The sequence below is a fragment of the Roseinatronobacter monicus genome (assembly GCF_006716865.1).
In the GTDB taxonomy this organism is placed as follows: Bacteria; Pseudomonadota; Alphaproteobacteria; order Rhodobacterales; family Rhodobacteraceae; genus Roseinatronobacter; species Roseinatronobacter monicus.
Map to the genome: position 1 here is coordinate 3,220,662 of NZ_VFPT01000001.1, position 26,998 is coordinate 3,247,659.

Sequence of the window (26,998 nt, forward strand, 5' to 3'; positions counted from 1 at the left end):
TTGCTAAAAATACTCACATAGCACGGCCCGAAACAGGCACCACAATGAGGGGGCGCGCCACATGACCACATTGCCGCCCGCCCCCGCCCGCAAGCTGGGCCTTGTGATTGATCTGGACACATGTGTGGGCTGTCATGCCTGCGTGATCTCCTGCAAGGGCTGGAACACCGAGAATTATGGCGCGCCGCTCTCGGACATGGACGCCTATGGCGAAAGCCCTGAGGGCACCTTCCTCAACCGTGTCCATAGCTTCGAGGTGACGCGCGATGCCGCCCCGCCGATGGTGGTGCATTTCCCGAAATCCTGCCTGCATTGCGACGACGCGCCCTGCGTGACGGTCTGCCCGACAGGGGCCAGTTACAAACGCGTTGAAGATGGCATTGTGCTGGTGAACGAGACGGATTGCATCGGCTGCGGGCTCTGCGCATGGGCCTGTCCATATGGTGCGCGCGAAATGGACGCCGCCGAAAAGGTCATGAAGAAATGCACGCTTTGCGTGGACCGTATCTATAACGAAAACCTGCCCGAACAGGACCGCGAACCCGCCTGCGTGCGCACCTGCCCGTCTGGCGCGCGCCATTTCGGCGATCTGGGCGATCCCGACAGCGCTGTCAGCCAGCTTGTGACGACACGCGGCGGGTTTGATCTGATGCCGGAACAGGGCACTGGTGCCGTCAACAAATACCTGCCCCCGCGCGGGCGCGATACGCTGCAAATGCCAGACCTTGCCAGCCTGTGCGCGCCTAAGCCCCGCGCCCAGCCCAATGGCCCTGCGCCATCAGGCTTGCTCGGCTGGCTTGACCGCGCATTGGAGAAGCTCTGACATGCATCCGGCCCCATCCCTTATACTGTTCACTGTGCTCTCAGGCATGGGATTTGGCCTGCTGGTCTGGCTGGGCGTCGGCTTGCGCACGCCCACAGGGCTGGCCGCTTTTATCCTGTTCGGGCTTGGCTATGGGCTGGCCGGGGCCGGATTGATCGTGGCCGCCTTTCATCTGGGCCACCCCGAGCGCGCGCTGAAAGCCTTTTCGCAATGGCGTTCCAGCTGGCTGTCGCGCGAGGCGGTTCTGGCTGCGGCCACGCTGGCTGTCATGGCCCCGCACGCGGCAGCCTCGGTGTTTTGGGACAGGCCATTGGTCCTGTTTGCGTGGGCAGGCGCGGCGCTGGCACTTGCCACGATCTTTGCGACCGCCATGATCTATGCCCAGATCCGTGCCGTGCCGCGCTGGCATCACTGGTCCACCCCGCCAGTGTTCGTTCTGGCCGGTCTTGCAGGCGGTGCGCTTCTGGCCGCGCAAATGACGCAGGCGCTGTGGCTGATGCTGGCGCTGGGGGGTGCGATGGTCGTGCATTGGGCCTTGGGCGACCAACGCTTTGCCGCCGCGAAAAGTGATGCGGGCACAGCGACAGGACTGGGCCGCTTCGGGCGCGTCCGCTTGCTAGAGCCGCCGCATTCCGGCCAGAACTACCTTTTGCGTGAAATGGTGCATGTCGTCGGGCGCAAACATGCGCATAAATTGCGCGTCATCGCATTGGTATCGGGCGCGCTGCTGCCTGCGGGGGCACTGATGCTGCCTGCGGGCTATGCGATGGTTTTTGTGGCACTGATCGCCCATATCATGGGCATTCTGGCCCAACGCTGGCTGTTTTTTGCCGAAGCCGAGCATGTCGTCGGCCTGTATTATGGAAAGCGATGACACAAATCTGGTGGCCTGCTAAGGAACAAGCGTAGTCTGGTCTTTGTAGGAATGTTTTAATGAGTTTGTTAAAATCCCTCGCGGATGCAGTTTTTCCGGGTGCAGGCGGACACGCAGATCTGGCCACAATCGTGACGCAAAACCCCAAACTGATGCAAGCCATAATGGCCCTGTTGTCCGAAGACAGCCCGATTGGCGGTCTGCCGGGGCTGGTGGCGCGGTTTCAGAACGCGGGCTTGGGCGATACTGTCGCCACATGGCTTGGCTCTGGCCCGAACACCCCAGTTTCGCCGGAAGATATCCAGCACGCACTGGGCGGCAAGGTGGTAGACCAATTGGCCGCACAGGCCAAGATGACCCCGTCCGAGGCCACGGGTGCGCTGTCGCACGCCCTGCCGCTGATGGTCGACAGGCTGTCCCCGAACGAAGCCGCGCAATCGCTGGATTTGGTACAAATCCAATCCATGCTGGGCGGCTTTCTGGATGGGCAGGTCTGACCCCACCCCCCGCACTGCGGCACAACAGCCTGTTCCCCCTTGCAACGATCCTCTGATACAGGCACAGGATCACAGGCAAAGCGGACCAGCCCCCCATGCGCGACCACGGTGGAAACATAGATCAGGCACAAGCCCGCTTTGGCGGGCTGGATTGGATCGACCTGTCCACCGGCATCAACCGCTGCCCCTACCCCCTGCCTGACCTGCCCGCCCATGTCTGGACGGACCTGCCCACCCGCGCGGCGCAAAATGCGCTGATGCAGGCCGCGCGGCACGCGTACCGAACCGATAGCTTGGGCGTGGCGCTCGCAGGCGCACAGGCGGCGATCCAGATGATCCCGCATCTGCTGACAGCAGGACACGCCAAGGTGTTGGCCCCCACCTATAACGAACACGCCGCCTGCCTGCGCGCCGCTGGCTGGCAGGTGACCGAGGTGGACGAGATCGGCGCATTGGCAGGCGCAGATCTGGCCATCGTCGTGAACCCCAACAACCCCGACGGGCGCCACCATGACCCAAAGCGCTTGCGCGCCCTGTCGCAGCAGGTGGGGTGCCTTGTCGTCGATGAAAGCTTTGCCGATGCGGTGCCGGACCTGTCGCTTGCCGCCCATGCTTGCGACAGGTTGATCGTGCTGCGCTCCTTTGGCAAATTCTGGGGACTGGCCGGGCTGCGTCTGGGTTTTGCCTTTGCGGGGCCGGAACGCGTGGCGGGCTTGGCCGAAATGGCCGGCCCTTGGCCCGTCAGCGGGCCGGCGCTGGAAATGGGGCGCATCGCGCTGACAGATGCCGCATGGCACGACCAGACGTGCACCCGCCTGCGCGCGGATGTGGCACGGCTTGACACCTTGGCTCAGCGTGCCGGATGGGCGCTTGTGGGCGGCACGGCGCTGTTTCGCACCTATGCCACGCCAGATGCAGCACGCGCGCAATCCACCCTTGCCCGCGCGCAGATCTGGAGCCGCATTTTCCCCTATTCCCCCCATTGGCTGCGCCTTGGCTTGCCGGGCAACACGGCGGAATGGGCACGACTGGCGGCAGCAATTCCGGGCAAAACCTAAGCCGTCTGCCGCTACACATTTAGACAGGTGAGGATACGCCCGATCGCGTTCACCACTCAACAAGACGGTCGCGACCAGTCTCAAAGGGCAGCGATGCGGGAGGTTCCAGACAATGCGTTTCTGGGTGCAAAGCCGCGCAGCGTCGGGCCGCGGCGCGGCGATCCCCGCACAGATTTGTGGCACTTTATGCTGGCCAAATCCGTGAGACATCAGATTTTGCGCTTGCGGCAGCCAAATCGCCGTGCCGTGGGTGCGGCCCGGCGATGCGCGGCGGCGCGGCGCGCCTTGATTCCGCGCTTGGTGCTTTGCCTCTACCGTCCGCGACATGCTCAGTCGACGCATTCCGCAGGCGTGCGACAAGGGCCGACGTCATCGCGTAATGGGAAATGTAGCGTCCGGCACCGATCATCACATCCCAACTGGCGGACACCGGACTGATAACGCTTTTCCGACTGCGCGCTTGGCCTGACTTGCCTGCGTGCTATGATTTAAGGTCAACCCCTTCACAGCAGGCGTACCCCTCATGCCCGCCAAGCCCCCCCCGCTGATACTCCGCCCCGAGGGGTTGTATTGCCCGGATGGCGATTTCTTCGTCGATCCGGTGCGCCCGGTGGCGCGTGCACTGATCACCCACGGCCATGCCGACCACGCCCGCGCGGGCCACGGGGCTGTCATGGCCACGCGCCAGACGCTGGATATCATGGCGCTGCGCTATGGCGCGGATTTCGCGCAATCCCAGCAGGTGGCCGTAGGGGTCAGCCGGATTGGCGGGGTCGAGGTCAGCTTTCACCCCGCAGGTCATGTGCTCGGCTCGGCGCAGATATGTATTGCAGGGGCGGGCGGGCGCATTGTGGTGACAGGCGATTACACCCGCACCCCGAATGCCGCCTGCGCCCCGTGGGAACCGGTGCCATGCGACATTCTGGTGACAGAAGCCACCTTCGCGCTGCCGGTTTTTCGCCACCCCGACCCGAAGGTTGAAATCGCTAAACTGCTCACCTCGGTTGCGGATTTCCCCGACCGCGCGCATCTGGTCGGCGCATATGCTTTGGGCAAGGCGCAGCGCGTCATCATGCTGCTGCGCGACGCGGGCTATGATGCGCCCATCTATATTCATGGCGCATTGCAGAAACTCTGCGATTATCACATCGCCCAAGGCATCCCCCTTGGCGATCTACGGCCCGCAACGGTGGCGCGGGGGAAGAAGGGCGATTTTGCAGGCGCGATCATTCTGGCCCCGCCTTCGGCCTTTGCGGCGACATGGGCGCAGCGCTTTCCCGACCCTGTGATCTGTTTCGCCTCTGGCTGGATGATGGTGCGGGCGCGGGCGCGCCAGCGGGGGGTTGAACTGCCGCTGGTCATTTCCGACCATGTGGACTGGCCACAACTGACCCAGACCATAACCGAGCTTGATCCGGCGGAGACATGGGTCACCCATGGGCGCGAGGAGGCACTCCTGCGCTGGTGCGAGATGCATCAGCGCAAAGCGCGCCCTTTGCGGTTGGTGGGCTATGAGGATGAACCGGAATGATCGGCGGCTTTGCGGATTTGCTGGAACGGTTGGCCTTCACCCCCCGCCGCACGCTGAAACTCGCACATCTGGCGGGATATTTCGCCGCCACCCCCGACCCTGACCGTGGGCTGGCACTGGCCGCCCTGACAGGCGATCTGGAATTGCGCGCAGTTACGCCGTCGTTGCTGCGGGCCTTGGTGGCAGAGCGGGTGGATGCAGAGTTGTTCGCCCTGTCCTATGATTTCGTCGGTGATCTGGCCGAAACCATTGCGCTGATCTGGCCCGTAACGGGCGCCGTGCAGGATGTGCCCTTGCACGCGTTGGTGGATGAATTGCAACGCACGCCCAAGGCAGACCTCGCCCCGCTTATCGCCGCGCGGCTGGACGGGCTGACAGCGTCGCAGCGCTATGCCTATCTGAAGCTTGCAACAGGGGGGTTGCGCGTGGGCGTGTCAGCGCGTTTGGCGCGGCAGGCGGTGGCCGATTACGGCGCGCTGGAGGTGGCCGAGGTCGAGGAAATCTGGCATGGACTTTCGCCGCCCTATGAAAGCCTTTTTCACTGGGCGGAAAATGGCCCCAAACCGGTTAGCGCCGCCCTTGCCCCTTTCCGGCCCGTCATGCTGTCCACCCCCACCGACCCGGAAGCCCTGGCCGTGCTGGACCCCGCCGACTACGTCGCCGAATGGAAATGGGACGGCATCCGCGTGCAGGCCGTATCCGAGGGCGGCACAAAGCGGCTTTATTCGCGCACGGGCGATGATATTTCGGCGGCCTTTCCCGATGTGATTGCCGCGATGGATTTTGACGGGGCGCTGGATGGCGAATTGCTGGTGCGGCGGGGCGATCAGGTGGCCCCGTTTAACGACCTGCAAACCCGTTTGGGGCGCAAGCGGGTCAGTGCCGCTATGCTGGCCTCGCACCCGGCGGCGTTGCGGGTGTATGATGTGATGCTCTGGCAGGGGCGTGATCTGCGCGCCTTGCCGTTTGCGCAGCGGCGCAAGGAATTGGAGGCCGCCGTGCAAACCCTTGATCCTGCGCGCGTTGATCTGTCTGGGCTGCTGCCATTTGAGGATTGGGACAGGCTGGCCGCCCTGCGCGCGGCCCCGCCTGAAACGGTCATTGAGGGGGTGATGATAAAACACCGCGACAGCCCCTATCTGGCGGGCCGGATCAAGGGGCATTGGTTCAAATGGAAGCGCGACCCGATGCTGGTGGATGCTGTGCTGCTGTATGCGCAGCGCGGGCATGGCAAACGTTCGGGCTATTATTCGGATTTTACCTTCGGGCTGTGGGATGGGGATACGCTGGTGCCCGTGGGCAAGGCCTATTTCGGGTTCACGGATGCTGAATTGAAAGCATTGGATCGTTTCGTCCGCGACAATACTGTGGATCGGTTCGGCCCTGTGCGCGCGGTGAAGCCGGAGAAAGTGGTTGAGGTGGCGTTTGAGGGGCTGAACCGCTCGCCCCGCCACAAATCGGGCGTGGCGATGCGGTTCCCGCGCATCTCGCGCATCCGCGATGACAAGCCCGCGTCAGAGGCGGACCATCTGGACGCGCTGCTGCGCCTTTTGCCGCCGCAATAGGGTTCGGGCGCTTGATTTGGCGCGTTTTGTGGTCGCTGAAACGGAAATCAAGCCGCGCAGCGTCGGGCCGCGGTATGGCGATCCTCGCGTTCTGCTACAGCGGTTTATGCCAACCAAATCCGCGTAAGATCAGAGCGTTGTGCTTATGTCAGCCAAATCGCCGTGCCGTGGTTGCGGCCCGGCGATGCGCGGCGGGCTGACGCCCTTGATTCCGCGCTGGGGAACCGCGCCTTGATCCTCATGTCCGGCCTCGTCCGTAAGCGCCTCTCAGCTATCGGCCTTCTCGTGCGGATCAAAGCCCGCGATCACCACCTCGCGCGTGCGGCAATCCTCGCACATAGTCAGCAGGCGTTTGCGCTCGGCCCCCGCTGCGCCTGAGAACATCCAGTGCCCGTCGAGTTTTTCCATCACGCGGTCAATGCTGGCGCGTGTGCCGAAGGCCTTGCCGCAAGAGGTGCAGGCGAAAGGCTCTTCTTCCTTCAGGATGCGTTTGGGCGCGGCCCATGCGTCGAAATCCATCTGCGGGGCCAGTGTGATGGCCTGTTCGGGGCAGGTGGCCGCACAGATACCGCATTGCACGCAAGCACTTTCGGTGAAGCGCAGCATCGGCATGTCGGGATTGTCCGACAGCGCCCCTGTGGGGCAGGCACCTACGCAGGCCAGACACAGCGTGCAGGCGTCAAGGTCCAGATCGACCCGCCCGAATGGCGCGCCTTGCGGCAGGGCAATCACCTCGGCCGGTTGCGGGGCGGTCTGGTTCAGTTCCGCCATTGCCAGCACCAGCAAGCCGCGCTTGTCATGGGGTGGCAAAAAACGCGAGCGTTTGGCGCGTGCAGGTGTGGCCGGGTGCCACAACGCGGTGTCCAATGCGTCGGGGTCATCGGTCTGGATCAGCGTGCACAGGCCCGCGCTATGGCCTGTCTCTGTGCAGACAACATCCAGCAGGGCAAGGCTGTCTGCCAGCCCGTCCAACGGGTGGGCAGGGCGTTCCTTGGCCAGCACATGCACTGCGCCCGCGCCGTAGGCCAATGCTGCGGCCATCAGTTCCGGCCCGATCTGGCTGGGTTCATTGACCTGCACCGGGATCACATGCGCGGGCAGGCCACGCCCGAACCGCGCACTGGCATCTATCAGCGGTGCGCCATGCCCCTCATCGTGGAACAGGATCACGGGTGCATCTTTCGCGCCCGCATCGAAATACGCGGCCAAGCCCACGCGCAGGCGGGCGGCGATATTGTCCACCACAGGCAGCGCATAGGCGGCGGCCCCTGTCGGGCAGGCAGCGGCACATTGCCCGCAGCCGGCGCAAATGTTGGGATCAATCGCAACTGTGTCGCCCGCCGGAGTGATTGCCCCTGTCGGGCACAGGTCCAGACAGCGGGTGCAGCCGGTCACCGTGTTGCGCGAATGCGCGCACAGATCGGGCGTGAAATCAATGTATTTGGGCTTGTCGAATGTGCCCACCATCTGGCCCGCCTGCGTTACCAGTCGTGCAATCGCTGCCGCGTCGCGCGGGTCGGCGCGGAAATAGCCGGGGCGGGTTTCGTGGAACAGCGCTTGCCCAGCCGTAAGGTCGATCACCAGATCGCAGCGCGACACGGCCCCGTTGCGCGCACCTTCAAATTCCAGCTTGGCGCGGGACGAGGGCGCGGGTGCGGCGTAGTCATCCACTGTCAGCTCAAACGCGCCCAAGTGGCCTTCGGCGCGGCGAATGCGCCCTTGCAACACCGGCCATGTGGTCTGGCGCGGCGGCATGACATCTGCGCCGGGCGTCAGCAACACAGTGATATCCAGCGTTTCAGACAATTGGCGCGCCACATCCAGCGCAACAGAATCACGCCCCAGAACAAGGGCGATGCCATTGCTTTCAAGGCTAACCACATCGAAGGGGGTGGCGTCCAGTTCGGCCATGGCCAGCAGCGCGGCCATCTTGGGTGCGGCGCGTTTGCCATCGCTCGACCAGCCTGCGGTTTCGCGGATATTGACGAAACGCAAGCTGCCCTCATAGCCCGCATCCTCGGCCAGTTCGGTGAAAAGCGGCGATTCTTGCGTGCAGGCGACTGTCACATCTGCGAATTCACCAAGTGCGGTGCGGAAATGATCCAGCTGTGCGCGGCATAACTGACTGGCGGCACGCCCCTCACCCCCGAGCTTTTCAGCATCGACGGTCATTGTCCCTTCGCAGGTACAGACAAGGCGGGTTTTGGTTTGATCTTGCATCGGGCTTTTCTCTCGCCTCTGGCTGGACTATCTGAAGGGGATATAAACCGTAAGCGCCCCAATGGGTAGCACCCAAGGCGATAAGGTTACAGGGAGGATGAATGCAAACCGCGTTTGAAACCGATGAGTCGGGCAAAATAATCCTACCGCCGCCATATACCCTGCACCGCACAGAGCAGGCCGACGTATTGCAAGTGGCGTCAGATCTTGCCCCGACCGAAGGCGCGGGCACATTGGTGGTGCATCAGGCACCTGGGCTGGTGGCCTTTGCGGTGGTGCTGGAGCCGGAGCAGCCGCTTGCAGAGGCGCAGATGGCGTTTTTGCTGGGTATGGTGGCGGTTGCAGATGCGCTGGCCGCCCATTGCCCGCCAGAACGGTCTGTCCGCATGAACTGGCCCGATGAGGTGCTGTTTGACAAGGCGCGCCTTGGCGGGGGGCGGTTTGCCGTTGCCCCCGGCACAGGGCCGGAGGATGTGCCCGACTGGATGGTTTTCGCAGCCGAGCTGATTGCGGACCGCGACCAGCTGACAGAGCCGGGGGCCTTGGCCAGCTCGACCTCGTTGAAGGAAGAGGCGTTTGATCCTGCCGAAGACATCATCTCGACCTTTGCCAGTTATATGATGCTGTATTTCGACCGGTGGGCGCATGACGGGATCGAGGCTGTGACCAACCGCTATCTGATGCGGATTGACCCGCCGCTGTTGCGCGGGGTGCGCCGGATCGAGGGGGACCGTCTGGTTGAGGTCACGCCGTCGAGCGGCGGCAAACGCTCGGCCCCGCTGCTGGAGGGGTTGGGCAAAACCGGCTGGCGTGATGCGCAGGGGCCAAAGCTGTGACCCGCCTGCCGCGCACCATACGGCTGGATGCGTCTGACGGGGTGGTGTTCGCGCACGCGGCAGAGCCGGGCGAATGGGCGGTGCCGGGGACATTCCTGTTCTGGGGGCGCCCGCCAGACACATTGTCGCGCAAGGACGCGATTGCCTTTCGGTCGGGTTTTCTTGGGGTGGCCAGTTTCGGGCATTCCACGCTGGTGACTGTGCAAGAGGCCAGTCAGGACGAGCGCGCCGAAATGGTTGCGCGGCTGGCCGAAAACCTTATCACCCATCTGGGCGCGCCGTCACTGGACGCCGCACTGCCTGCCGCCGAGGAAGAAGTGGCGCTTGCGGAAAGCCTGTGTGCGGCGCATCCGCTGAACACGCTGATCGCGCTGCATCGCCGCCACAAGGATGGTGCCATCGTCGAGCAGTTCCGCACGCTCAAACCGCGCGACGAGACGGCCTTTTCAGGCACGCACCTACAAGGCCATGACCGCGCGTTTCATTTTATCGAGGAGGAGGTCGAGGATCATGTCGACCTTTTCGCCCTGAGGGGGGACGACTGATGCCGGAATTCTGGGTTGCCTCTGGCCACCATCTGACAGGGTTGGATCGTGCAGGGCGGATGCTGGTCACGGATGAGTTGATCCTTGCATGGCTGGCCCGCCCCGAAGTGCTGCCCCCGCATGACGCCTGCGCGGCAGAGCGCGGCTTGCACAAGCGGCTGACCGCCAGCCCGCGCGCAAAAGTGTCGGAGATGGAACTGACCGCGCTGAAAGATCGTGATGCGCAGGAAAACTGGCGCTATCTGCTGGGGTTGCGCGACAGGTTGCTGGCGGCAGGGTCGGTCGAGGAGGGCTATGCACAGATTGTGCGCGACGGGGTTACGGTGCCTGCTGTTTTCATGGCGCAACTGGTGCAACTGATCCTGCGCAATGCGCTGGATGGCTGCGACGACCCGCAGGTCTTGCGCGCCGCCGAATGCTTCTTTCGCCCCCAGCGCAGCCATGTGAAGGACAACAAACTGCTGATGGCGGACGAAGAGTTGGTGCAGTTGTATGAGCAGGAAATGCACGCCTCGCCGTTGACGGCCATGTTCTCGGGCGGGGTGGACAGCCTTGATGTGTTGGGCGGCGGCAATGAATGGACGTATTGGTCGCGCTCGGACGCACATACGATGGTGCTGAATTTCGGCGGCGACCCGGAAGCGCGGCGCGGTATGGCGCAGGCGATCGAAGCCTTTGTTCGTCATATGCTGGGGCTGGAGGTGACGATAACCCCCCAAAGCCGCGCGGATGATGTCGATTTGCGCTGGTTTGTGGGGCTGGACCCGGTGGGCACGGCGATTGGCAATGCGCTCTGGCATGGGCAGCCAATGCCCGCTACACTTGTCGGGCTATTCCGGCTGGAGGTCGCGGACAGCACACGCATCCGGCCAGAGTTGCGCGGGCAACCCATATGGCTGATCCTTGGCCTTGGGGCAGATGGTGCGATCCGCATGAAGCCACAAAACCTGCTAACGGGTCTGCCCTTGGCAGAGCCTGCGCTGAACTGAAGGACAAGGCACAATGCCACAGGAAATCTTGCGCGTGTCCGTTCTGGCAATCCGCCGCCCCCCTGTGACCAAATGGGGCAGCGGTGAATTGCGGCCCATTGCTGTTCTGCCGCAGGAACCTGACGCGGCAGCGCATACGCTTTTGCACACGCAAGACGGGGTCGAGACGTGGTATATGGGCGGGCGTGATATGGTGCTGTATTCGGGCGACACGGGCCATCACAACGACAATCTGCACTCCGGGCGCCCCTCGGTCTGGGTGGCGATGCGCGGTCAAGACCCGCTGCGCGCCGAGATTGTCGATGTCACCGCCGACCCGTATGAGGGGGAAGGCTATGCCTCTGATCTGGACCTGATGGTCGAAGCCGTACCCATGCCAGAGGCGATCCGCGCCCGCGTGGCCGATTTCATTGCGGCGCATCATGTCGACATGCCCTTCAAGAAGCGCAAGCGCGTGCCCGTAGACCCCAACGCCATGACCGCCCATGCCCCGCGCGTGCTGCAACCCGAAGACAAATGGGTCAACACCCCGCGAAAGAGGTAAGCCATGGCCAAACCGCCCGAAGATGAACCCTTCTTCAGCCGCTGGTCAAAGCGCAAACGCGCCGGTGAAGCCGCGCCAATAGCGCCAGAGGTCGAGCAGCCCGAACCAGAAATCGTGTCCGACGCAGTCGAATCACTTAGCGAAGAAGACATCGCCGCACTGCCCCCCATCGACATGTTCACGATTGAAACAGACATTCGCCCGTTCTTGCACAAGGGCGTGCCGCACGCCCTGCGCAATGCCGCAATGCGCCGGAAATGGATGCTGACCCCTTCCATCCGCGACCACGTTGACCCGGCCGTGGACTATGCATGGGACTGGAACACACCCGGCGGGGTACCCGGTGACGGGATCGGCCCAAGTCTGGAAAAAGGCGCGCAAATGCTGCGCGAATTGACGGGTCCACGCTGCGATGCGGCGGCTGAAAATATGCATGTAACAGAAGGGGAACCCGCGCCACAGCCTGTGTCGCAGGTCAATCATTCTGCACCGCCGCATATGCAACGTGAGGATGTGAGAACGGCTGAGATTTCTGATGTTGCACCTGAATTGCAGGACCAGCCTGACACTAATAATTACAAAGAAAATCAGTCAGATATAGAAGATGCCCCCCAACGCAGACGGCATGGCAGCGCATTGCCAGATTAGACTTTAGTCGTAGACCGGACTCTCCAAATAAATGTAGTCATGTCTGGACAGTTTGGGACGCTGGCGCTACTATCTGCATACTGTCGCACATCTTCGCGATCAGCACGAACAGGACTTGACAGACATGCAAGATAGCCAGCCCATGCGTGGGTCAGCAATTACTGCGATTGATGCGGCGCGAAGCGAGCAATATCGCTTCCTGGCGCGTTTGGTGATGTCCGCACCAGACCAGACACTTCTTGAGGCTATTGCGCAGCTTAACGGCGATGACACCGCCTTGGGCCAAGCGTTTTCCGCCCTTGCCGCCGCCGCTGCCGAGGCTGACCCCCGCGTGGTCGAGCGTGAATATTTCGAGTTGTTTGTCGGTGTCGGTCGCGGCGAGCTGTTGCCTTATGCCAGCTTCTATCTGACCGGGTTCCTGAACGAGCGCCCGCTTGCCATTCTGCGCGCCGATCTGGCGCAAATCGGGGTGGCGCGCGCCGAAGGCCGGTTTGAACCCGAAGATCACATCGCCTTGCTGCTGGAAGTGATGGCCGACATGGCCGCAGGACATATCGAGACAACGGTGGCCGAGCAGGGCGCGTTTTTCGCCCGCCACATTGCCCCATGGGCAGGACAATTCTTTGACGATCTCGCAGTTGCGCCCAGTGCGCAGTTCTATCGTCCGCTGGCCGAAATTGGTCGGCTGCTTACAGATATCGAGTCGCGGGCCTTCTCGCTCGCGGCATGATCAAAAACAAAACTTCAGCCGGGATGACGCAGTAATCGTACTGTCGCATCCAGCCAGATGGGAGGGTTCCATGGCACAGGATAAGCGAAATCCGATCAGCCGCCGCGCATTCTTTGGTGTCGCGGCTACGGGGGCAGCCTCTGCTGCGGCACTGACCGCTGGCGGCGCACGCCCCAGCTTTGCGCAGCAAACCGGCGATGAGCGTACCCGCGCGCGTTACCAAGTCACAGAACATGTCGAAACGTTCTATCGCACCAACCGCTACTATCCTCGGGGGGACAACTGATGCTCGTCAAACGCAGAACCCGTGAGGCGGCATCGACTGGCCGCCTGTCGCAAATGGCCTCTGGTATGGCCGCCAAGCCGCTGGACCGGCGCAGCTTTCTGCGCGCCTCTGGTCTGACTGTGGGCGGTCTGGCCGCGCTCTCAACACTTGGCGCAGGCATGACCCGCCGGGTGGAGGCTGCTGGCTTTACCGACAACAGCCAGCCCATCGAGATCAAGAAGAATATGTGCACCCACTGTTCCGTGGGATGTTCCGTGATTGCAGAGGTGCAAAATGGCGTCTGGGTCGGTCAGGAACCGGCTTATGGCAGCCCGATCAACCGTGGCACGCATTGCGCCAAGGGCGCATCGGTGCGCGAGTTGGTGCATGGCGACCGGCGCATCAAATACCCGATGAAGAAGGTGGGCGGCGAATGGCAGCGCATCTCTTGGGATCAGGCGCTGGACGAAATTGCCGAGAAGATGGGCGAGATCCGCGAGAATTCCGGTGCAGACTCGGTTTATCTGCTGGGGTCTGCCAAATTCTCGAATGAAGGGGCGTATCTGTTCCGCAAATTCGCCGCCTTCTGGGGCACCAATAATGTCGACCATCAGGCGCGTATCTGCCACTCGACCACTGTGGCCGGTGTGGCGAACACATGGGGTTACGGCGCGCAGACCAACAGCTACAATGACATCCGCAACGCGAAAACCGTGATCTTCATGGGGTCCAACGCAGCCGAGGCGCACCCCGTCTCGATGCAGCACATCCTTGAAGGTAAGGAAACGCAAAACGCCAATGTCATCGTGCTGGACCCGCGCTTTACCCGCACGGCAGCGCATGCGACCGAATATGTCCGCTTCCGGCCCGGCACAGATATCGCCATCATCAACGGGATGCTGTGGCATATCTTCGAGAATGGCTGGGAAGATACCGAGTATCTGGCGCAGCGCGTCTATGGCATGGATCAGGTCCGCGAAGTCGTGAAGGATTACACGCCAGATGTGGTCGAGAATATCTCGGGCATTGATGGCGACACCCTCAAGCGTGTGGCCGAAACATTCGCCAAGGAACGCCCCTCAACCTTTATCTGGTGCATGGGCGGCACGCAGCACACTGTCGGCACGGCCAATGTGCGGGCCTATAACATTCTGCTGCTGGCCACGGGCAATGTGGGCCATGAAGGCACCGGAGCCAACATTTTCCGCGGCCATTGCAACGTGCAGGGTGCTACGGATTTCGGCCTCGATGTGGGCAACCTGCCTTGCTATTACGGCTTGGGCGAAGGGGCGTGGCGCCATTGGAGCCGCGTCTGGGATGTGCCTTACGACTATTTCATCGACCGGTTCGATGCTGTGCCTGCCAAGGGCGGGCGCGATGCGCGCACGGCCGAGCAGAACATGGGCATACCCGGCATCACCTCGACCCGGTGGTTCGACGCTGTGACCATCGACACCGAAGAAATCGACCAGCGCGACAATATCAAGGCAATGGTTGTCTTCGGGCATGGCGGCAACACTGTGCCACGGATGCAGGACGCCCGTCGCGGTATGGATGCGCTGGACCTGCTGGTCGTCGCTGACCCGCACCCGACAACCTTTGCCGCTTTGCATTCGCGCACCGACAACACCTATCTGCTGCCGATCTGCACGCAGTTTGAATGTGCCGGTTCGCGCACCTCGTCCAACCGGTCGATCCAGTGGGGCGAGAAGGTGGTCGATCCGATCTTCGAGTCGGACAATGACTATGCGGTCATCCACGCCCTTTCCGAACGGCTTGGTTTTGCTGAGGAAATGTTCAAGCCATATGAGATGGTGCAGGGCAAATTCGGGATGGAACCAACCCCGGAATCCATCCTGCGCGAGATCAATCGCGGGTCTTGGTCCATCGGCTACACGGGTCAAAGCCCCGAACGCCTCAAGGCCCATATGGCCAATCAGGAGCATTTCGACCTGATCACCTTGCGCGCGAAACCCGATGCGCCAGAAGAAATTCAGGGCGACTATTACGGCCTGCCATGGCCATGCTGGGGCACGGCTGAGTTCAGACATCCGGGCAGCCACATCCTGTATAACACCAACCTGCCGGTCAAAGAGGGGGGCGGTGCCTTCCGCCCGCGCTTTGGACTGGAACGCGACGGCGAAACACTGCTGGCGGAAGGAAGCTGGCCCGTGGGTTCGGAAATCGAGGATGGCTATCCGCAGTTTACGATGGGCATGCTGAAAGAACTGGGCTGGGATTCGGACCTGACAGCGGAAGAACTGGCTGTCATCGAGCAGATTGGTGAAGGTGACGAAGAGCGCATTGATGCTGTCAGCTGGTCGCTGGACCTGTCGGGCGGTATTCAACGCGTCGCCATCGAGCATGGCTGTGTGCCTTATGGCAACGGCAAGGCCCGTGCGATTGCATGGAACCTGCCTGACCCCATTCCGGTACACCGCGAGCCGATCTATTCGCCGCGTCCTGATCTGGTGGCAGAGCACCCGACCAATGACGACCGCCGCCAGCAGCGTATGCCCAATATCGGCAAGCTGGTGCAACAGGATGTGGTGGATCGCGGCGTTGCGACTGACTTCCCGATCATCCTCACCTCTGGCCGGTTGGTCGAGTACGAGGGCGGCGGCGAAGAAACCCGCTCGAACCCGTGGCTGGCCGAATTGAAGCAGGACATGTTTGTCGAGATCAACCCCGAAGACGCCCGCACACGCGGCATCGTCGATGGGGGCTGGGTCTGGGTGACAGGTCCAGAAGGCGGATCAAAAGCCCGCGTCAAGGCACTGGTGACAGAGCGTGTGAACAAGGGTCTGGCCTTTATGCCATTCCACTTCGCAGGCTGGTTCCAGGGTGAAGACCAGCGCGCAAACTATCCGCAAGGGACAGACCCCATCGTCTTGGGTGAATCGGTCAACGTCATCACGACTTATGGCTATGACCCGGTGACCGGTATGCATGAAGGCAAAGTAACACTTTGCCAAATCGCAGCGGCATAAGGGAGGACTAACAAAATGGCACGGATGAAATTCCTGTGTGACGCAGACCGCTGCATTGAATGCCAGGCCTGTGTGACCGCCTGCAAAAACGAGCATGAGGTGCCTTGGGGCATTAACCGCCGCCGCGTGGTGACCATCAATGATGGTCTGCCGGGCGAACGCTCTGTCTCGATGGCATGTATGCATTGCACCGACGCCCCCTGTGCGGAGGTCTGCCCTGTGGCGTGTTTCTACACCACCGATGACGGTGTGGTTCTGCACAACAAGGACACCTGCATCGGCTGCGGCTATTGCAGCTATGCCTGTCCGTTCGGCGCGCCCCAATACCCGCAAACCGCCAATTTTGGCACACGCGGCAAGATGGACAAATGCACCTATTGCTCTGGCGGTCCAGAACCGGACATGTCGCAGGCGGAATACGTCAAATACGGCGCAAACCGTCTGGCCGAGGGCAAACTGCCACTATGTGCAGAAATGTGCTCGACCAAGGCGCTGCTGGCGGGTGATGGCGACATCATCGCCGATATCTACCGTGAACGCGTGGTCACACGCGGCTATGGGTCGGGTGCCTGGGGTTGGCGCACCGCCTATGGCGACACTGTAACTGTTTAAGGGGGGCAAGATGACTTACCTATCAAGACTGCTTGTTGCCCTGTCACTGGTCGCGGCTTTCGGGCTGATCGCACCCACGGGGGCGCAAGCGCAGGTGAACCCGACGGAAAGTTCGGTCAATGAAGATGCCATGTTTCAGGCATTGGCCGGCGAGAACGCGATTGTCTCTGGCCGCACCACGATTCCCGACCGCGCAGCAGGCAACCTGATCCAGCCCGACAACAAGGCATGGGCCGCGTTGCAAGGGCAAACCCTGCACACGCTGTCGATTGTGGCTGTGGTTGGCATGGTCGCGCTTTTGGCGCTGTTCTATGTGTTCCGTGGCAAAATCAGGGTTGAAAGCGGCTTGTCGGGCCGCACGATCCTGCGTTTCAACTGGGTGGAGCGCTTCGCCCATTGGACGCTTGCTTCGACCTTTATCATTCTTGCGCTGACAGGTCTGAACCTGATTATCGGTAAATCGGTGATCCTGCCGCTGTTTGGCGAAGGGGTGTTTGGCACGATTTCTGCCTATGGCAAGATCGCGCATAACTACCTTGCATGGCCGTTCATGGTCGCTTTGGCGTTGATTATCGTGCTCTGGGTCATTCACAACATCCCCGACAAGGTTGATCTGCAATGGATCAAGCAGGGCGGCGGGTTGCTGAAAAAAGGTGTCCACCCACCTGCGCGCAAATTCAACGCCGGTCAGAAGGTCATCTTCTGGTCTGTGGTGATCGGCGGGATCGGGCTGTCCTATACCGGCTTTATGCTTTTGTTCCCAAGCATTGCTGGGTCGGCGGCAGATTGGCAGTTCTACCAGATCATCCACGCCCTTATTGCAGCGGCACTCTCGGCCATTGTGATCGCGCATATCTATATCGGCTCGGTCGGGATGGAAGGCGCGTTTGATGCGATGGGCTCTGGCGAGGTAGATGAAAACTGGGCCAAAGAACACCATTCGCTGTGGGTCGAGGAAGTCCAAGCCACGCAAAAGCGCAATACGACACAGGTCACGACACCGGCGGAATGACGCCGGGAGGAGGGTCTTGACCGACGCCCGGCGCCAGCAATGGGGCCGGGCTTTTTTTGACACTGGACTTAGACGACAACCGGAAACACCACGCCTATGCACGACCAGATCCACACCACACTTGACACTGTCCTGCTGCCAGACGGCACCGGGCTGTGGGCCTCTGGCCGGGTGTCGGGGCTGAATGTGGCGCAAGGCCGGGTCAGCCTGTCGATCCAGATCACCGCAGATGAGGCGCAGGCCTTCGCCCCGATCCGCGATGCGGTTGAGCAAAAGCTGCGCGCGCTGCCATCGGTCACGACGGTTTTCGCGGTGCTGACCTCGGAGCGTGCGACCCCGCCGCAGATCAAGACGCCCAAGGCAGCCAAGGCCGATCCGCTTGCCGGTATCAGCCATGTGATCGCTGTCGCTTCTGGCAAAGGCGGGGTGGGCAAATCGACCACAACTGTCAATCTGGCGCTGGCCCTGCGCGCGCAGGGTTTGTCGGTGGGCATACTGGACGCAGATATTTACGGCCCATCACTGCCGACCCTTCTGGGCCTGCATGGCAAACCCAGCATGGGAACAGGGCGCAAGCTGAAACCGATGCAGGCTTATGGCCTGAGTGCGATGTCGATGGGCCTGCTGGTCGAGCCTGAAACCGCGATGGTCTGGCGCGGCCCGATGGTCATGTCCGCCATCACGCAGATGATGGCCGATGTCGAATGGGGTGCGCTGGATGTGCTGGTGGTCGATATGCCGCCGGGAACGGGTGACGCGCAACTGGCACTGGCACAAGGCACGAAGCTTGCCGGCGCGGTTATCGTCTCGACCCCGCAGGACCTGTCGCTGATTGATGCGCGGCGCGGGATTGCCATGTTTCGCAAGGTGGATGTGCCGATCCTTGGGATTGTCGAGAATATGTCCCATTTCATCTGCCCCGATTGCGGCAATTCCCATGCCATTTTCGGCCAAGGCGGGGCCGAGGCCGAGGCCGCGCGCCTGAAAGTGCCCTATTTGGGCGGCGTGCCCCTGACAATGGCATTGCGCGCCGCGTCAGATGCGGGCCAGCCCATCACTGCCCGTGACCCCGATGGGCCGCTGGGCCAGATTTACCAACAGATTGCCCGCGCCATGATGGCCGGGCTGACACCCGAAGCGCGGGCACTTCGCCCCGTGCAAACCTGACAGGAGACCACCCATGAAAGCTTTTCTCGCAGCCGTCGTCTTTGCCGTTGTCGTTGCCTTTGGCGCGGCGACATTTCTGGATAGCGGGTTCCAGCAGCCCTCGCACGCCGCCTTCACGACCGAAGGCGCGCGGGTTGATATGCCCGGTACGAACCTGATCGGTAACTGATCCGCACATGCGTCTTGCCGCGCTGTCATTGGCCGCAACACTGGCCGCACTCCCGCCCGCAATGGCGCAGGACATGATCGGGCATGGCGGGCCGGTGGGCGCATTGGATCTGGGCGCGGAGGTGCTGCTCTCTGGCGGGTTTGATACACGTGCGATCCTGTGGGACGAGGCGACAGCCACCGCGCGCAACATCACGCGGTTTCATGATGGCAATGTGACAGCAGTTGCCCTGCTGCCAGAGGGCCAGTTCGTCACGGCAGGGCAAGACGGGCGGCTGGCGATCTGGGACAGCGACGGACGCACCCCTGCCTTTGCCAGTGAGGCGGGTGTATCGGCAGTCGCCTCGCTCGCCGTATCAGACGATGGCGCTTTCATCGCGGCAGGGTTCTGGGACGGGCGCGTGCAACTGCTGGACCGGGACAGTTTGCAGGTGCAGGACTATCAGGCCCATGGCGACCGGGTGACGGGCATAGGCTTTCTGCCTTCGGGTGATCTGGTGACAGTGGGGGGCGATCTGCGCCTGTCACGCTGGAGCAGACAGATGGAAGTGCAGGCCCGCATCGACCTGCCCGATCTGCCCAATGGCCTAACCATCACCCAAGGGCGGATTGCTGTCATCTTTGCGGATGGCGCGCTGCGCCTGTTCTCGGATATGGGCGAATTGCTGCCAGAGCGCTTTCTGACTGACCGGCCACTTGTGTCCGTTGCAGCCACGGACACCGATGTCGCCGCTGCCGCGATTGACGGCACGGTGTGGTTGCTGGACGGGGCCGACCTTGCGCAACGCCATATGTTTGGCGCTGAATCCGGCCCAATCTGGGCCTTGGCGCTGGATGCGGAGCAGGTGTTCACCGCAGGCAATGACGGCGTGATCCGGCGCTGGTCTTTGGCGGATGGCACCGCGCTTGGCGGGGGCGCAGAACTGGCAATGGCGCAAGACTATACCGATGACAGCCGCGGGGCCGAAATCTGGCAATCCTGTGCGGTCTGCCATTCGCTGACCCCAGATGACCATATGCGCGCAGGCCCCAGCCTGCATGGCATTTTCGGCACGCCCATCGCCACGCAGGATGGCTATGACTACTCGTCCGCCCTGCGCCAGATGGAGATTGTCTGGACCCCGCGCACTGTGGCGGAATTGTTTGAATTCGGGCCTGAAGCCTATACGCCCGGATCACGCATGCCGGAACAGCGTATTGGTGATCCTGAAGACCGGCAGGCGCTGGTCGAGTTTCTGGAACGCGCGGCGCAATAGCTTTGTCAGCAGACAGTCGAGCGAAGCACCAAGCGCGGAGTCAAGGCCGCAGGCCGCCGCGCATCGTCGGGCCGCACCCACGGCACGGCGATTTGGCTAACACACACGCAAAGCTCAGGGCTTTCGCGGATTTGGCCACAATAAAACACTATAGCGGGAAGCAAGGATCGCCGCACCGCGGCCCGACGTTGCGCGGCTTTGCGCGCGTAACCGATGTTTCTGAAAAGTCCCGAACCGCTGACACCGCGCTTCGTTTGAGCAACCGACAGCGTATTGCAGCAACACCCATCTATGAGAAAATAAACGCTACCCGAGTTGCGACACGAGCCGCGCGCGCGCTTCCGGCAGGGGTCGGCCAATCGACTCCGACAGCCAGTGTTGCAGGAAAAATCCGCTTAGGTGCAGGGCCTCGCGCGCCTCGCGGGCATCCAGCGCGGCACCAGACAGCAGCCCTGCAGGCAAAACCAGCAACCGCGCGGCGAAATCGCCCGCCGCTTGCACCGTGACCGCGCGCCCTGTGCGGGGCGAGACATAGGCCAGCCCGTCATTGGCCCCCGTTACAGCGCATTGCTGAAGGTCCAGCCCGAAGCCGGTTTCTTCCAGCAAGGTCAGCTCCCACAGGGCATAGTCGCGCAGCCAACCGGCCTGACCAAGCCTGTCCATCAAGGCGACCGTCGCGCCGTACAACACAGGAGAGGCCTGTCTTTCAGGCAGGGCATAGCGGCATAGCGCGCAGGTCGCACTCAGCCCCGCAAGTGCGAGTCTGTCGCTTAGAACCCATGCGGCACGCGCGCGCGTCAACTCCACTGTGAAGCTGCCCATCTGTTCTTCCAGCCGTGCGCGCCACGCCAGATCAAGTTGCGCGCCCGGTTGCAGCACAGGGGCCATCTTGCGCGATGCGCCGCCATGCACGATACCGGCATGTCGGCCATGCAGGGCGGAAAACACCTCGATTATGGCGTTGGCTTCGCCATGCGGCCGCATAGACAGCAAAATTCCTTCGTCGCGCCATTCCATCTTTGTGATGTGCCGTGTCGGTGCCGCTGCGGCAAGTGTTTTCCCACGCGCCCCCCATGATTTAGGGTAGGCCCAACGAATCATCGGAGGGGTCATGGACCCGAAATACCGCATAACGGCCGGACTGATTGGCAGCTTGGGGGTCTTGGTGCTGGGCACCCAGATCATGCTAAGTCTGGAACGGGGCGGACTGGGGCTTGGGGCAACGCTTTGGGCCTTGGCAGGGTTCTTTACCATTCTGACGAATGCGCTGATGGCCGCAACGATGCTGACCATCGCGGCCACAGGACGGCGGCTGTCGTTCGGCTGGATGACAATGGTGACCCAGTCGATGATCGTGGTGGGTCTGATCTATCACATGCTGCTGGCGCATCTGTTCAATTTCAGCGGGCTGTCATGGTGGACGAATCAGGCGTTTCACACGATCCTGCCTGCGATCATGTTGTGGTTCTGGCTGATGGAGACGACACGCCATGACCCGCGCGGCGGGCTGCCCTTGTGGTGGCTGATCTGGCCTGCGGGATATGCCGTCTATGCGATGACGCGGGGCGCGCTGACGGGGTGGTACCCCTACCCGTTCCTGAATGTCGGCCAGCTTGGCCTTGGCGCAGTGGCGATAAACATGGCCGCAATGGTGGCAGGGTTTGCAGTGCTGGGTTACGCGCTGAATGCGATTGGCCAGCGGATGCCCCTGCGCGATTAATGCGCCTGCAAATACGCAGCACAGCCTGACAGTGCGGCATAGTCATCTTCGACAATCGCCACAGGAAACCGCGTCACAAGGTCCGAAAAGCGGCCCATATCGGTAAAGGCAGACTCGAATCCGAACCGCTCCAGCCAGGGCGCGAAGGCACGCGCGACACCGCCGATGAAATACACCCCGCCAAACGGCAGCGTTATCAGGGCCAGATCAGCCGTGACATGCGCCAGCAGCCGCACGTAATGCCGCCCCGTTGCCTGCGCCAGCGCATCGCCCCCCTCCATCGCGGCCATGATCTGCGCCGCATCAAAGGTTCTGCCGGTCTTTGCCTCTTGCGCGTGAAAGGCATAGAGGCGCGCCAGCCCTGCCCCCGACAGCACATCTTCGACCGAGGCGAAACCGCGCCGCGCGATCAGCCAATCCGCCAGCCGGTAATCCATATCACCGCGCAACGGCAGATGAATATGCCCCGCTTCAGCCGGGGGGACGATATGGCCCGCGCCTGCCGCATAGACTGGGGCCGCGTTGACACCAGTGCCCAGCCCGATGACCAGTTTCGGCCCCGCTTCCGGGGTGCCTGTGCGCAGGCGGCGCAGATGCGTTTCGGGCAGATGTGCCAGCGCGTGACCCTGCGCCTGCAAGTCATTGAGCAAGGCAATTTCTGCCATGCCAGTGGCTTGCGCCAATGCGCTTGCGTCCACCTGCCAGCCCAGATTGGTCATTTCGGCCTGCGTGCCGCGCACTGGCCCTGCCAGCGCAATGGCGGCGCGTTCGGGCAGGGTGCGGTGACGTTCCAGAAACGCTTGCAGCACCGCATCAAGGCCCGAATACTCGGCATTGCGGAACCGCTCGGTCGAGGCGGCGACCAGTGTGCGCCCGCGGGCCAGTGCCACGCGGGTATTCGTGCCGCCAACATCGGCCACTAGAACCGGGCTGTCACGCTCTGCCATCAAAACCTCGTTCAATCTCGCGCCAATGCGGCGCGCAGGGCGTGATACGACGCTTTCGGACGGCGCTGCAAGGTTTCAAAATCGACATGAACAAGGCCAAAGCGCTTCTCATAGCCAAGCGCCCATTCGTAATTGTCCATCAATGACCAGATAATATAGCCTTTTAGCGGCACGCCTTCAGCAATCGCGCGCTGCACTTCGGCCAGATGGGTGTTGAGATACGCAATCCGGGCCGTGTCTGGCGTGTCCGGTGTGTCAGGGTTGGCCATGCCGTTTTCGGTAACATAGAGCGGCAGATCACCGGTGTAATTGTCGCGCGCGAAACGCAGGAAATGATGCAGCCCTTCGGGGCAGATTTCCCAGCCCATCTGCGTTTGCGGCAGATCGCCGACATGTTCGGACAGGTTGGGCCATGCGCCGGGGGCATGGGCGATGCGCTTGCAGGTGTAGTAGTTCAGGCCAAGCCAATCCAGCGGTTGGCGGATCAGCGCCATATCATCTTGCCAGCCTGCGGGCATATGCGGGCCAAGCCCTTCAAGCACATCCTCGGGGTATGCGCCTTTGAACATCGCGCCCAGAAACCAGCGGTTGTAAATCCCGTCATAACGCGTGGCGGCGGCGCGGTCTTGGGCACTGTCGGTCAGGGGCAAGGAATACTCGAAATTACACACGGCCCCCAGATTGGGCATGTTCAGGTCGCGCATCACCTGAATGGCGCGCCCATGCGCCAGACCAATGTGATGCATGGCGCGCGCGGTGGCGCGAATATCGCGCAGGCCGGGCGCATGCTGGCCCATGAAATGCGACAGCCAGCCCACGCACCACGGCTCATTTATCGGGGCGGCGGACCAGATGCGGTCGCCGATCCGCTCGCACAGCACCTGCGTGTAGTCGGCGAACCAGTCAGCAATATCGCGGTTGCGCCATCCGCCCAGATCAGCCAGCGGCGAGGGGAGTTCCCAGTGATACAGCGTCAGGGCGGGTTTCAGCCCCCGTTCCAGCATCCCGTCCACCAGCCGGTCATAGAAATCCAGCCCTTCGGCATTTACCGGCCCGCGCCCCTCTGGCAAGACCCGCGCCCATGAGGTCGAGAAGCGGTAGATGTCAAAGCCCGCATCCGCGATCAGGTCCAGATCCTGCGGCCAATGCTCATAATGCCCACAAGCCCGCGCGCCATTCTCGGCGCGCACCACATTGCCGGGGGTGGCGGCGAAATCGTCCCAATGGGTGCGTCCGGCATTGCCAAACCCGTGCCCTTCGATCTGATAGGACGAAGTGGCGGTGCCAAACTGGAAATCGGCCGGAAAATCGGCGCGGGTAAAGTTGAGCGCGCTCATTGCGACGCAGGCCCGGTCGAGGCACCCAGCACCAATGACGCTTCCATCAACTCGGTCAGAGGGCCACTGCCGGGGTCCGTCACCAGTTGCAGCAACATCATTGCCGCGCGGCGCCCCGCTTCGCGGACCGACGATTGCGTGGCGGTAAACATTGGCACATCTCCATCATTGGGCAGGTAGGACAATTCGTCATCATGGGTGACAACCGAGACATCGCGCCCCAGTTTCAACCCAAGATCGGACAATCCGCGCCGCACCCCGTAAGCCACGATCATGGATGACGCCAGAAACGCAGTGGGCGGTTCGGGCAGTTGCATCATTTCCTGCGCGGCACGGTATCCGTAGGGTTCGGTCATTTCGGCCTGACGCATCAGCATGGGGTCCGACTCAAGCCCTGCCCCTGCCAGCGCTTCCAGATAGCCCTTGCGGCGGCGGTCTGCGAAATCCATGTCTTCCAGACCATTCACCAGCGCTATGCGCCGATGCCCGAAATCAATCAGGAATTGTGTGGCGCGGTGAAACGAGCGCTGGTTGTTGATGTCGATCCACGAATAGGGCGCAGAGACATTGGTGGTGCGCCCATGGATCAGAAACGGAATGCCCAACTTTATCAGCATATCAACGCGCGGATCATGCACGCGCGGGCCATGCACAATAATCCCGTCCACCGCGCCGCGTGAAACCAGATTGTCATAAGCACTTGCTTCGTCTGAATCGGCCACGACACGCAGGATCATTTCATAGCCTGCGCGCGAATACACTTCGCCTGCACCGGCAATGAAATCGGCAAAGATGGGGTTCACGATTTCATGGCTGGTCGACAGGGGAATCACATGTCCTATGGCCTGTGCGCGCCCAGTTGCCAAACTTTTGGCGCGGGTGTTGGGGTGGTAGTTGGCCCGGATCGCGGCATCCCGTACCCGCTCGCGCGTGGTTGCGTTGACTTCGGGAAAGCCATTGAGCGCACGGCTGACAGTCGTCGGCGACAGGCCGAGCGATGCCGCAAGCTGTTTCAGTGTTACGCCCATGATTTGTTCAAACCGTGTTGAATCATGTGAACAGTTTACGGAAAACTCAGGCGGTGAAAAGGGGGTATATTTTCCGACGGCTTTGCTGCGTGTGCGAAAAGCCCCAACAAATACATGCGATTTGCAACAAAATCATTTGACAGAAAGTTCATGTTCCGCCAACGTGCCAAAATCCAAAGCGGTTTGGGAAATCGATTCCAAACTGCTGGGATGCTGATCAGCACACGCTTAAAAAATGTGCGAAACAACGAGTCAACCTTGGGAGGATGACATGAAATCCAGACTTTACGCAGGCGTTGCGACGCTTGCCTTGCTCGCCGGTGGTGCGCATGCACAAGACCTGATTGTGGAGCCGGGGACAGAGGGCTTCAACTGGGACAGCTTCGAGGCATTTTCTGAAGAACATGATTTTTCGGGCGAAACACTGACCATTACTGGCCCTTGGACAGGTGAAGACGGGCGTATGGTGCAAAACACCCTCGCCTATTTTGCCGAGGCCACCGGTGCGACAGTGAATTACTCCGGCTCTGACAGCTTCGAGCAGGACATCGTGATCGCCATTCAGGCCAACTCCGCACCCAATCTGGCCGTTTTCCCGCAGCCGGGCCTTGCGGCAGACATGGCCGCACGCGGTGCGCTATCGCCCTTGGGCGAAGAGACGGCTGAGTGGATGATGGAGAACTACGCCGCAGGACAATCTTGGGTTGATCTGGGCAGCTTCGAGAATCCCGAAGGCGAGACAGAGATGTTCGGCTTTTTCTACAAGGTCGATGTGAAATCACTGGTCTGGTACAGCCCCGAGCAATTCGATGAAATGGGCTATGACATTCCGGAAACACTGGAAGACCTGAAAACGCTGTCACAACAGATCGTCGATGATGGCGGCACACCGTGGTGCATTGGTCTGGGGTCAGGTGCCGCGACAGGCTGGCCCGCGACCGACTGGGTCGAAGACATGATGCTGCGCCTGCATGACCCTGAAATCTATGACCAGTGGGTCACGAACGAGCTGCCTTTCAATTCGCCCGAAGTAATCGAAGCGATTGAAGCATATGGCGAATTTGTGCGCACCGAAGGCTGGGCGCAGGGTGGCCCCGAAGCGGCGGCAACCACCGATTTCCGCGACAGCCCCGGTGGCCTGTTCCAGATTCCGCCAGATTGCTACATGCACAAGCAGGCGTCATTCATTCCGACCTTCTTCCCTGAAGGGTCCGAATATGGCGCAGATTATGACTTCTTCTACTTCCCTTCATCGAGCGAGGCTGATCTGGGTGATCCGGTGCTGGGTGCAGGCACATTGTTTGCCATCACCGATGACAGCCCTGCGGCACGCGGCTTGATCGAGTTCTTCAAGACGCCCATCGCGCATGAAGTCTGGATGGCGCAGTCTGGCTTTTTGACACCGCATTCGGGCGTCAATCTGGATGTATTCTCATCCGATGCCCTGCGGGCGATGAATGAAATCCTGCTGGCGGCCACCACCTTCCGCTTCGACGCATCCGACCTGATGCCGGGCGAGATTGGCGCAGGCGCATTCTGGACAGGGATGGTGGATTACACCACCCAAGGCGGCGCGGAAGGCGTTGCCAACATGATCCAGGATCGCTGGGACGCGATGCGCTAGGGCGCGCAAAAT

At 61.7% G+C, this 26,998-nt stretch carries 26 protein-coding genes; 21 read left to right on the forward strand and 5 right to left on the reverse strand.

Annotation, left to right across the window (positions count from 1 at the left end; all coding sequences use genetic code 11):
- Positions 1-61: 61 nt before the first annotated feature.
- From BD293_RS15355 to BD293_RS15380, 6 genes are all read left to right on the forward strand, one after another.
- Positions 62-823: a 4Fe-4S dicluster domain-containing protein gene (locus BD293_RS15355; protein ID WP_142083193.1), complete on the forward strand. Its 762-nt coding sequence runs from the start codon at positions 62-64 to the stop codon at positions 821-823.
- Between the two features lies 1 nt (position 824).
- A complete protein-coding gene (locus BD293_RS15360; RefSeq protein ID WP_142083195.1) occupies positions 825-1,697 on the forward strand; it encodes a dimethyl sulfoxide reductase anchor subunit family protein in 873 nt (290 codons plus the stop codon).
- A 59-nt stretch (positions 1,698-1,756) separates the two neighbouring features.
- Positions 1,757-2,194, forward strand: a complete 438-nt coding sequence (locus BD293_RS15365; RefSeq protein ID WP_142083197.1) for a YidB family protein — start codon at positions 1,757-1,759, stop codon at positions 2,192-2,194.
- Positions 2,195-2,289: 95 nt separating this feature from the next.
- Positions 2,290-3,252, forward strand: a complete 963-nt coding sequence (gene cobD, locus BD293_RS15370; RefSeq protein WP_142083200.1) for a threonine-phosphate decarboxylase CobD — start codon at positions 2,290-2,292, stop codon at positions 3,250-3,252.
- 523 nt (positions 3,253-3,775) lie between these two features.
- Positions 3,776-4,783 (forward strand): ligase-associated DNA damage response exonuclease, encoded by a 1,008-nt coding sequence (locus BD293_RS15375; protein ID WP_142083202.1) that lies wholly within the window; start codon positions 3,776-3,778, stop codon positions 4,781-4,783.
- Positions 4,783-6,348, forward strand: a complete 1,566-nt coding sequence (locus tag BD293_RS15380; RefSeq protein WP_142084656.1) for a cisplatin damage response ATP-dependent DNA ligase — start codon at positions 4,783-4,785, stop codon at positions 6,346-6,348. Before BD293_RS15375 ends, BD293_RS15380 begins: the two co-directional genes overlap by 1 nt.
- A gap of 267 nt (positions 6,349-6,615) precedes the next feature.
- Here BD293_RS15380 and BD293_RS15385 read toward each other — a convergent pair whose 3' ends face one another.
- The gene (locus tag BD293_RS15385) at positions 6,616-8,568 is read right to left on the reverse strand and encodes a 4Fe-4S dicluster domain-containing protein (RefSeq protein ID WP_142083205.1); all 1,953 of its coding nucleotides are present in this window, start codon (positions 8,566-8,568) and stop codon (positions 6,616-6,618) included.
- 101 nt (positions 8,569-8,669) lie between these two features.
- Here BD293_RS15385 and BD293_RS15390 point away from each other — a divergent pair, with 101 nt between their 5' ends.
- The 13 genes from BD293_RS15390 to BD293_RS15445 all read left to right on the forward strand — a co-directional run bounded on the left by BD293_RS15390 (position 8,670) and on the right by BD293_RS15445 (position 20,330).
- On the forward strand, positions 8,670-9,404 hold the full coding sequence (locus BD293_RS15390) for a biotin/lipoate--protein ligase family protein (RefSeq protein ID WP_142083207.1): 735 nt from the start codon (positions 8,670-8,672) through the stop codon (positions 9,402-9,404).
- Positions 9,401-9,949 (forward strand): DUF6505 family protein, encoded by a 549-nt coding sequence (locus BD293_RS15395; RefSeq protein WP_142083209.1) that lies wholly within the window; start codon positions 9,401-9,403, stop codon positions 9,947-9,949. The genes BD293_RS15390 and BD293_RS15395 overlap by 4 nt, the downstream gene beginning before the upstream one ends.
- Entirely contained in the window at positions 9,949-10,938 is a 990-nt protein-coding gene (locus BD293_RS15400) for a DUF6352 family protein (RefSeq protein ID WP_142083211.1), read from the forward strand. The genes BD293_RS15395 and BD293_RS15400 overlap by 1 nt, the downstream gene beginning before the upstream one ends.
- A gap of 13 nt (positions 10,939-10,951) precedes the next feature.
- Positions 10,952-11,482, forward strand: a complete 531-nt coding sequence (locus BD293_RS15405; protein ID WP_142083213.1) for a DUF3305 domain-containing protein — start codon at positions 10,952-10,954, stop codon at positions 11,480-11,482.
- A gap of 3 nt (positions 11,483-11,485) precedes the next feature.
- Positions 11,486-12,130, forward strand: a complete 645-nt coding sequence (locus tag BD293_RS15410) for a DUF3306 domain-containing protein (RefSeq protein WP_142083216.1) — start codon at positions 11,486-11,488, stop codon at positions 12,128-12,130.
- Positions 12,131-12,272: 142 nt separating this feature from the next.
- A complete protein-coding gene (locus BD293_RS15415; RefSeq protein ID WP_211841045.1) occupies positions 12,273-12,860 on the forward strand; it encodes a TorD/DmsD family molecular chaperone in 588 nt (195 codons plus the stop codon).
- A 70-nt stretch (positions 12,861-12,930) separates the two neighbouring features.
- Positions 12,931-13,146 (forward strand): hypothetical protein, encoded by a 216-nt coding sequence (locus tag BD293_RS15420; protein ID WP_142083219.1) that lies wholly within the window; start codon positions 12,931-12,933, stop codon positions 13,144-13,146.
- Complete coding sequence (locus tag BD293_RS15425; RefSeq protein WP_142083221.1) at positions 13,146-16,115, forward strand: formate dehydrogenase subunit alpha; 2,970 nt, start codon at positions 13,146-13,148, stop codon at positions 16,113-16,115. Before BD293_RS15420 ends, BD293_RS15425 begins: the two co-directional genes overlap by 1 nt.
- A gap of 15 nt (positions 16,116-16,130) precedes the next feature.
- A complete protein-coding gene (fdh3B, locus tag BD293_RS15430) occupies positions 16,131-16,727 on the forward strand; it encodes a formate dehydrogenase FDH3 subunit beta (RefSeq protein ID WP_142083222.1) in 597 nt (198 codons plus the stop codon).
- Positions 16,728-16,737: 10 nt separating this feature from the next.
- Entirely contained in the window at positions 16,738-17,739 is a 1,002-nt protein-coding gene (locus BD293_RS15435; protein WP_142083225.1) for a formate dehydrogenase subunit gamma, read from the forward strand.
- 96 nt (positions 17,740-17,835) lie between these two features.
- Entirely contained in the window at positions 17,836-18,906 is a 1,071-nt protein-coding gene (locus tag BD293_RS15440) for an Mrp/NBP35 family ATP-binding protein (RefSeq protein ID WP_142083227.1), read from the forward strand.
- Positions 18,907-18,919: 13 nt separating this feature from the next.
- Positions 18,920-19,075, forward strand: coding sequence for a hypothetical protein (locus BD293_RS22750; RefSeq protein ID WP_170207163.1), 156 nt, complete (start codon positions 18,920-18,922; stop codon positions 19,073-19,075).
- 7 nt (positions 19,076-19,082) lie between these two features.
- Positions 19,083-20,330 carry a c-type cytochrome gene (locus tag BD293_RS15445; protein ID WP_142083230.1) on the forward strand — a complete coding sequence of 416 codons (1,248 nt, stop codon included), beginning with the start codon at positions 19,083-19,085 and terminating at the stop codon, positions 20,328-20,330.
- A gap of 306 nt (positions 20,331-20,636) precedes the next feature.
- Here the strand turns inward: BD293_RS15445 and recO are convergent, their stop codons facing one another.
- Positions 20,637-21,347 (reverse strand): DNA repair protein RecO, encoded by a 711-nt coding sequence (recO, locus tag BD293_RS15450; protein ID WP_142083233.1) that lies wholly within the window; start codon positions 21,345-21,347, stop codon positions 20,637-20,639.
- A gap of 94 nt (positions 21,348-21,441) precedes the next feature.
- Here recO and BD293_RS15455 point away from each other — a divergent pair, with 94 nt between their 5' ends.
- Positions 21,442-22,050: a Pr6Pr family membrane protein gene (locus tag BD293_RS15455; RefSeq protein WP_142083235.1), complete on the forward strand. Its 609-nt coding sequence runs from the start codon at positions 21,442-21,444 to the stop codon at positions 22,048-22,050.
- Here the strand turns inward: BD293_RS15455 and BD293_RS15460 are convergent.
- The 3 genes from BD293_RS15460 to BD293_RS15470 are packed head-to-tail and all read right to left on the reverse strand — an operon-like array spanning position 22,047 to position 25,362.
- On the reverse strand, positions 22,047-22,997 hold the full coding sequence (locus BD293_RS15460; RefSeq protein ID WP_142083237.1) for a glucokinase: 951 nt from the start codon (positions 22,995-22,997) through the stop codon (positions 22,047-22,049). The genes BD293_RS15455 and BD293_RS15460 overlap by 4 nt on opposite strands.
- A gap of 11 nt (positions 22,998-23,008) precedes the next feature.
- Positions 23,009-24,334, reverse strand: a complete 1,326-nt coding sequence (locus tag BD293_RS15465; protein ID WP_142083240.1) for a GH1 family beta-glucosidase — start codon at positions 24,332-24,334, stop codon at positions 23,009-23,011.
- Complete coding sequence (locus tag BD293_RS15470) at positions 24,331-25,362, reverse strand: substrate-binding domain-containing protein (protein WP_142083242.1); 1,032 nt, start codon at positions 25,360-25,362, stop codon at positions 24,331-24,333. The genes BD293_RS15465 and BD293_RS15470 overlap by 4 nt, the downstream gene beginning before the upstream one ends.
- A gap of 271 nt (positions 25,363-25,633) precedes the next feature.
- Here BD293_RS15470 and BD293_RS15475 point away from each other — a divergent pair, with 271 nt between their 5' ends.
- Positions 25,634-26,986: an ABC transporter substrate-binding protein gene (locus BD293_RS15475; RefSeq protein ID WP_142083244.1), complete on the forward strand. Its 1,353-nt coding sequence runs from the start codon at positions 25,634-25,636 to the stop codon at positions 26,984-26,986.
- The last annotated feature ends 12 nt before the right edge of the window (positions 26,987-26,998 follow it).